Annotated in this window: 5 protein-coding genes; 3 read left to right on the top strand and 2 right to left on the bottom strand. The window is 45.8% G+C overall.

The features are described 5' to 3' along the window. Positions 1–184: 184 nt before the first annotated feature. Complete coding sequence (locus tag AAFP11_RS29165; RefSeq protein ID WP_341740157.1) at positions 185–1,153, bottom strand: glycosyltransferase family 2 protein; 969 nt, start codon at positions 1,151–1,153, stop codon at positions 185–187. Between the two features lie 161 nt (positions 1,154–1,314). Between AAFP11_RS29165 and cobU the strand changes: the two genes are divergently transcribed. The 3 genes from cobU to AAFP11_RS29180 all read left to right on the top strand — a co-directional run bounded on the left by cobU (position 1,315) and on the right by AAFP11_RS29180 (position 4,898). After that, positions 1,315–1,878 carry a bifunctional adenosylcobinamide kinase/adenosylcobinamide-phosphate guanylyltransferase gene (gene cobU, locus AAFP11_RS29170; protein ID WP_341740158.1) on the top strand — a complete coding sequence of 188 codons (564 nt, stop codon included), beginning with the start codon at positions 1,315–1,317 and terminating at the stop codon, positions 1,876–1,878. A gap of 410 nt (positions 1,879–2,288) precedes the next feature. Next, positions 2,289–2,711: a hypothetical protein gene (locus tag AAFP11_RS29175; protein WP_341740159.1), complete on the top strand. Its 423-nt coding sequence runs from the start codon at positions 2,289–2,291 to the stop codon at positions 2,709–2,711. A 105-nt stretch (positions 2,712–2,816) separates the two neighbouring features. Next, a complete protein-coding gene (locus AAFP11_RS29180; RefSeq protein WP_341740160.1) occupies positions 2,817–4,898 on the top strand; it encodes an AarF/ABC1/UbiB kinase family protein in 2,082 nt (693 codons plus the stop codon). A gap of 587 nt (positions 4,899–5,485) precedes the next feature. On the opposite strand, the gene AAFP11_RS29185 is transcribed toward AAFP11_RS29180, so the two are convergent. Beyond that, entirely contained in the window at positions 5,486–6,688 is a 1,203-nt protein-coding gene (locus AAFP11_RS29185) for a Coenzyme F420 hydrogenase/dehydrogenase, beta subunit C-terminal domain (RefSeq protein WP_341740161.1), read from the bottom strand. Between the last annotated feature and the right edge of the window lie 379 nt (positions 6,689–7,067).

Consider the following 7,067-nt stretch of genomic DNA (forward strand, 5'->3'; position numbering starts at 1 on the left):
CTTGCCAGACACGCAGGTAGATTAAGTTCTTCGTCTTTTGCCGGAATGAGAACCGAAACCGGAATCTTGGATGGACTAGAGGTCATAATCGAGTGGTTAAAACTGAATGCGGTCGAGTTGTGATGGATAAAATGCGATCGGCATCGCCGCGGGACCCTACACAGCAAGGGATATTGCCTATAGCCTAATGCCTCTGGGTCGATTTCGGTGGAAAAATTATGCCACGGACGGCTGCACTTAAATAACCAATTTGACCCCAGACAAAAACAAAATTTTCAAAGCGCAGTCCTGGGTTTTTAATGTATTTAAAAGACTTGTACGCACCCCTGAGTATTCTTTCGCCCCCGCGCCAAAGCTGACTGATACCGGCTCGATCGCACAATTGTTCCCGGTAACACTCGCTGATGCCTTGCCACCACCCGCGCTCGATAAACCAAGCTTTGTGCAGTCGCGAGGGATCTACATTGTGAAGCACTAAAGCCTCCGGTACATAGATTACTTGCCAACCTAGCTCTAATGCTAGTTCTGTGGCCCGCAATTCTTCATTTGACAACAATTTGTTGCCGATTCTACCGAGTTTGACATCAAAACCGCCAATTTGTTGTAAAAAAGAGCGTCGGATTGAGTAGTTTACACCCCTGGGAGTTAATCCGGCCACCGTTATGTAGATGCACTTTTCTCCTAAATCATAGGCTCCCAAATTTTGGGCCAATCCGGCGGACAGCCAGTTGGGAGGGCTGACTCCAGAAGGCCACAGCAAATTGACTTTACCACCGGCTACGGCCAATTTTGGATTGCTTTGATAGGCACTGTATAGCACCCTGAGCCAATCGGACTCGGCCACGGCATCGTCATCGAGATAGGCTAAAATTTCACTGCCAGCTTCCTTCGCGCCCCTGTTGCGGGCTACTGACAAACCTAGTTCTGGTTCCCAAATGTACTTGAGTAGGGGATTAGGGAGTCTTGCTTCTACCACTTGGCGGGTTCGCGTTTTTGAGCTACCAGGAGTTTCAAAATCGCTAGAAGCGTTATCCACTACGACTATTTCAAAGTTGTCAGGAAAATCCTGCACCAGTAAACTGTCGATCGCCGCACCTAGATAGCTGTGACGATTGTGGGTACAAATTATTGCTGATATCTGAGGTTTTGACATAAATAACAGCATCCCAATTGCTAGGGTTGTCGATCGAGTTAGTCCGATCTTGTCTCATTAATGTTATTATCCCTTAAAAATGACTCTTGGCAATTACTCAAGGTAAATTAAACTAAGAAATAACTACCCACAAATAACCACCCATACATAACAATTAACTAATGACTAAAATCCGTAGTTCAAGACAAATAATCTTAGTAACCGGACCCGCCAGATCCGGCAAAAGTGAATTAGCAGAAACTATGGCAGCAGATTCAGGAAAATCTGTAATTTATGTGGCTACAGGTAAGATTGACCAGGCAGATCGGGAATGGCAAAATCGCATTGAGCGCCACAAAAATCGCCGTCCCCCTGAGTGGAAAACTGTAGAAGCGATCGAGGAATTGTCACCAGTTGTACGATCGACCGATCGCTCAAATTGCTTGTTAATTGATTCCCTCGGAACTTGGACGGCAAATCTTTTGGAACAAGAAGCCACTGTTTGGGAACAGACACAACAAGATTTGCTTGCTAGTTTGCACTCCGCCATGGCTGATGTAATTTTGGTAGGAGAGGAAACCGGATGGGGAGTAGTGCCTGCTTATCCAGCGGGAAGGCTATTTCGCGATCGCCTCGGCACTCTTGTCCGCCACATCGGGGCGATCGCCGATGGTGTTTATCTCGCCACCGGAGGTTACGCCTTGAATCTCACGGCTCTGGGTACAAGGCTTCCAGCTATCAAATAACACTCCGGCGGGCGATCGACTTTAGAGAAAATATAAGTTTCAAACTCCACAAAATCAGTTAAAATCTAATATATTCTCCCCATTTACAAAAAACTCTACATTAGATAATTATCCCTAAAAAAATATCTCGCTACCCACACCACCTAAATTCCCAAACAAAATCGATATTTTGTTTCCCGATATCGGTGCATCTGTGTTTGGCAAATATATTCGTAGGGGCGAAGCATGACCGCTGTAAATCTTTGGCGATCGCTAATAAATGGTCTGCGGTCATGCTTCGCCTATGCAAAATCGGGATGCTCCCCCCGACATCCCCCTTAAGGAGGAAGTTTTACTGTTCATAAAATAGGTTAAAAATGAAGCAGGAAAGTCTAAGATAAAAAAATGCTTGCAAGGTTGAATAAAAGCTTATGGCATCAGAATATCAAGTGAGAAAATATATTGCTTACTGGTTTCAGCTAGGCAAAAAAGTATTAATTCGCAACGGTTCCGAAGCACTACTGCCGAAATCAGTAATTGCGGGCGATCGCTACAGTCAAGAATTTGAAGAATGCTGGCAAAAAATAGTCTCCCCCGACAGCGGAGACTGTTATCTCGAAGGCACAAAGGAAACCATAGGCGAACTACTGACACCTGCTTGGGAAATCAGTCCCTGCGCCCGTTGTGCCATGCCCGTACCCTTGCGGGATTCGGGAATGCCCGCCGAGTGCTGTCCCTGTAACGACTTAGCCCACTGGCCCAATACGGAAATACCTCAACCTCGATCGCCCGTCAGTACCAAATTGCAACTCTCAGGAATTTGCGATCGACTCCTCAACTTAAGCCACGAGTAGCAGTTACGAAAATCTTCTTTTTCCTTTTCCTTTTTGACTCTTCCGTCTTCCTTCATCCTTAAATTGTTACAATATGTTTACAATGCTTCACACTAGGTCTGAGTTATGAATGTCAAGACTGTATCGCCAGCCTCCCCGCCAACTTATGCAAATTCTGCGACTCAGCCTGTACTCGGCAATCTCAAAGATGCAAACACCATTCCCCTGCCAGCAGTACCAGTAGCAATAGAGACAGACACCGTAACCTCCGAAGTCCTCAAATCAGCCAGAGACATAGCTTTCGAGTTAGCCGGAGAAGCTGTTCGATACGATCCAGTGGCGATCGCAGCCGAATACAAAAATCGCCCTCTAGAAGTCTGGGGAAGACTACTGAGTGTGATTTGGACATTTTTCGGCTTTACCTTCAGTTTGTGGTTCGACGGCAAAACAGGCCGCACCGCCACCAACGAAAAGCGTCGCGCCGCCAGACTACGAGAAATTCTCAGTCAACTAGGCCCAGCTTTCATCAAAATCGGACAAGCACTCTCAACAAGACCAGACTTAGTACCGCCAGCATATTTAGAAGAACTCACAACACTGCAAGACCAATTACCACCCTTTCCCAACGAAGTAGCATATAGATTTATAGAAGAAGAATTGGGTGCCCACCCCAGAGAAATCTACGCAGAAATCAGCCCCGATCCCATCGCCGCAGCATCTCTCGGACAAGTCTACAAAGGCAAACTCAAAACCGGAGAAACCGTCGCGATCAAAGTCCAACGACCAGGCTTAGCCGAAAACATTGGTTTAGACATCTACATCCTGCGGCGCGTCGCACTGTGGGCACAAAACAACTTCAAAATGATTCGCAGCGACCTCGCAGGAATTATGGACGAATTGGGCGAACGCATTTACGAAGAAATGGACTACACCCACGAAGGACAAAATGCCGAACGTTTTAGAGAACTCTACGGCCACCTTAAAGATATTTACGTTCCCCGTATCTACTGGCAATATACCCGCCGCCGCGTCTTGACAATGGAGTGGATCACCGGCATCAAACTCACCAATTTAGAAGCCGTCAAAGCTCAAGGAATCGACGCTCCTTACTTAATTGAAGTGGGCGTGCAATGCTCCCTAAGACAACTCTTGGAACACGGGTTTTTTCACGCTGACCCCCATCCAGGCAACCTTTTGGCAACTCCCGACGGTAAGTTAGCTTATCTCGACTTCGGCATGATGAGCGAAGTTAAACCATATCAAAGATACGGCCTATTAGAAGCTGTAGTCCATTTGGTAAATCGCGACTTTGAAGGTTTAGCCAAAGATTATGTAAAGTTAGATTTTTTAACACCAGACACCGATTTAACACCAATTATTCCCGCCTTGGCTAGAGTGTTTAACAATGCTTTGGGTGCTAGCGTCGCCGAACTCAATTTCAAAAGCATTACAGACGAACTATCGGCAGTGATGTACGAATATCCCTTCCGAGTTCCAGCCTACTATGCTTTGATTATTCGATCGCTCGTCACCTTAGAAGGCATTGCAATCAACGTTGACCCCGAATTTAAAGTTCTCAGCAAAGCCTATCCCTACGTCGCCAAACGGCTGTTGAGCGACCCCGCACCAGAATTGAGAACATCTCTGCAAGAGTTGTTATTCAAACAAGGGGAATTCCGCTGGAATCGGTTAGAAAACTTACTCAACAATGCCCGCGATAGCGAAGACTACGACATCAGCAAAATCCTGAACCAAGCATTAGACTATTTATTTTCTCAAAGAGGAGACTTTATTCGCGATCGCATAGTCCTGGAATTAGTCAAAAGTCTCGACACAGTTTCCAACAACGCCTTTGCTAATGCTAAATCAGTAGTCGGCGAATGGTTTGGAGTCAAACAAAATCCACCAATGGTTTCACAAACTGAACAAAAAAACCTAGAACACATCAAACGGATTTGGGATATTTTGCAATCAACTCCCGGTTTTGACAGCATGAAAGTATTACAACTACTTCCCCAGTTGTTAGTGAAACCAGAAGTGCAGAATATGGGCCAACAAGTAGTCGGCGGTTTAGCTCAAAGAGTCGTGGCTAGGGTAATTCGTGAGTTTTTACTTTCCCAAGAACCGGCGGTGATTTCCGGGGAAACAAACTATCCTAAAATTCCACCTCAGTTGTCTTTGCCGGCGGCTCATAGCAAATCATATTAATTCCGTAAAGTGCGTCGCTACTGAATCCTGGCACATCGCCATCATCGTTTCAGGCTACGCACCCTACTTTTATTTGGATGATGGGAGCATCTCGATTGTGTAAGGGCGAAGCATGACCGCAGACAATTTATATCAATTCCGGTAACACCGGAATGATATAGAGGACACGGCAGTGCCGTTTCCCTACAAGATTATTTTGGGTAGGGACACGGTACTACCCATTGGTGTCAACTTAAGGTCAAACCCAGTCACAGACTGTTGTTTAACGATTAAGGCCAGATCCCCCCTAGCCCCCCTTAAGAAGGGGGGGACAAGAGTCTGATCAAAGTCCCCCTTCTTAAGGGGGATTTAGGGGGATCTAGACTTTGCTATGAACGAGAGATACCAAGGGTTTTAGGCGATTGTTGAGACCTATGGGTACTACCGTGTCCTAATTTCGGCTAATAATTCCGATGCAACCGGAAACGATATTATTAGTGATCACCAAAGATTTACAGCCGTCATGCTTCGCCCCTACGAATATATTTGCACTCATTGAGATGCACCCTGGATGATTCGGATACTTCCATCCTTGACACCCTCATCAACTAAACGTCAGGTAACTTATACTGACCCACAATCCGCTTAGCATATTCCGGTACATGAGCATCCAATTTATCTGGGTAATTCCGCTTCACGTACAGATAATTGCGAGTGAAATGAGAATCAATAGAAAACCGAGCATATTCCAAACCCTTCGGTCCAATTCTCTCAATAAAAACTCCCATTAACTTCGCCGCCCACATGGGCAAAGTCACCCCTTTTTCATAAGCCGGAATGCTTTGCTGCACAGCCTCTTTTCTGTTTCCCTGAGACATCACCGGCTGAGTGTTTAGCTGATCCGTTACCAAGTCTAACATCTCTTGTCCAGTATCATTTCGCACCACAATCCACTGCCAGCCGAAAGGTGCACCCATGTAGCCCACAACTAAATCTGCCAAGGAATTGACATAATCAAAACAGCTCAAACAAGAAGGAGCAAAAACATCTTTCAATTCCTTAGTATTCAATCCAAAGAACGGCACTTTTTCCACCGAACCGTCTTCGTGTTTGAAGTGAACATTAAAGTCTTGCATAAACTCATAGGACAAAACTGTTTCTGGAGAACGGCTAGTCGTATCTAGGAATTTTTGCAACCCAGCGCGACTGACATTATCCACACAAGGAGTTCCCAAAACATAGAGCTTTTCTAAACCGAGTTTTTTCTCAACAGTTCGCAAAGCTTGAATTTGACATCCCACCCCAATTACTAACAGCCGCTTCATCCCAGATTTTTCGATTTGTTCCAATACTGAAAGGTTCGGAGAGAGAGTCGGTTTATTGACTTTTGCCGCGAGAATTTCTGCACGAGTTCTAGCAATAATCGGCATCGGTTGAAAGCGGTCTTCTTTGGTGTTCTGGACGCAAACAACGCCTTCTACAATCCCTTTTTCCAGCATTTCAATGGCAATTGTGCTGACGATTCCCGTCCACTGAGCACCCTCGATCGGCTCTTTTTTCCGAGCGGCCATCATATTTTGACTGACTCCGAAATACCAATCGTCTGGATTATCGAGATTGCGCGATCGCCCGTGAATCTCTGCTTCCAGTTCCGCGATATGCTGTGTTAAGAAAGCACAAGATTCCTTGACATAATGGATATAATATGTATCGCACAAACCGCACTCGCTGCAAAGTTCTTTCGCAGGGCGGCGACTACCCGGTTTCAGGGCTTTGGATTTTTGGTGCTTAGTAGAATCTGTTGCGGTCATCTAAATTGCTAATTTTATGCAGGTATGGCATTTACGAGAATATCATAATCAGTTCCGGTTAATTTCTTCCTTTATTCTTTCTTTCTTTCTTTATTCCCCCCTTGGGGGTGACTTGTTCCTTCTTCACATCGATCTTCTTCCTTCTTTCTGAATTTCCCCCCTTGGGGGGGGGCTAGGGCGTGTTTTCAAACTACTCCTTAAGATTTAGATCCCCCTAAATCCCCCTTAAAAAGGGGGACTTAAAGACTCTTTCCCCCCCCTTTTTAAGGGGGGCTGGGGGGGATCTTTGGGTTTGAAAACACGCCCTAGGGGGGTGGGGCGGGTGACTTGTTCCTTCTTCACTAGATCTTCTTCCTTCTGCTATCACTCTCGATTCATC

The sequence above is a fragment of the Microcoleus sp. CAWBG640 genome (assembly GCF_020883015.1).
Lineage (GTDB): Bacteria > Cyanobacteriota > Cyanobacteriia > Cyanobacteriales > Microcoleaceae > Microcoleus > Microcoleus anatoxicus.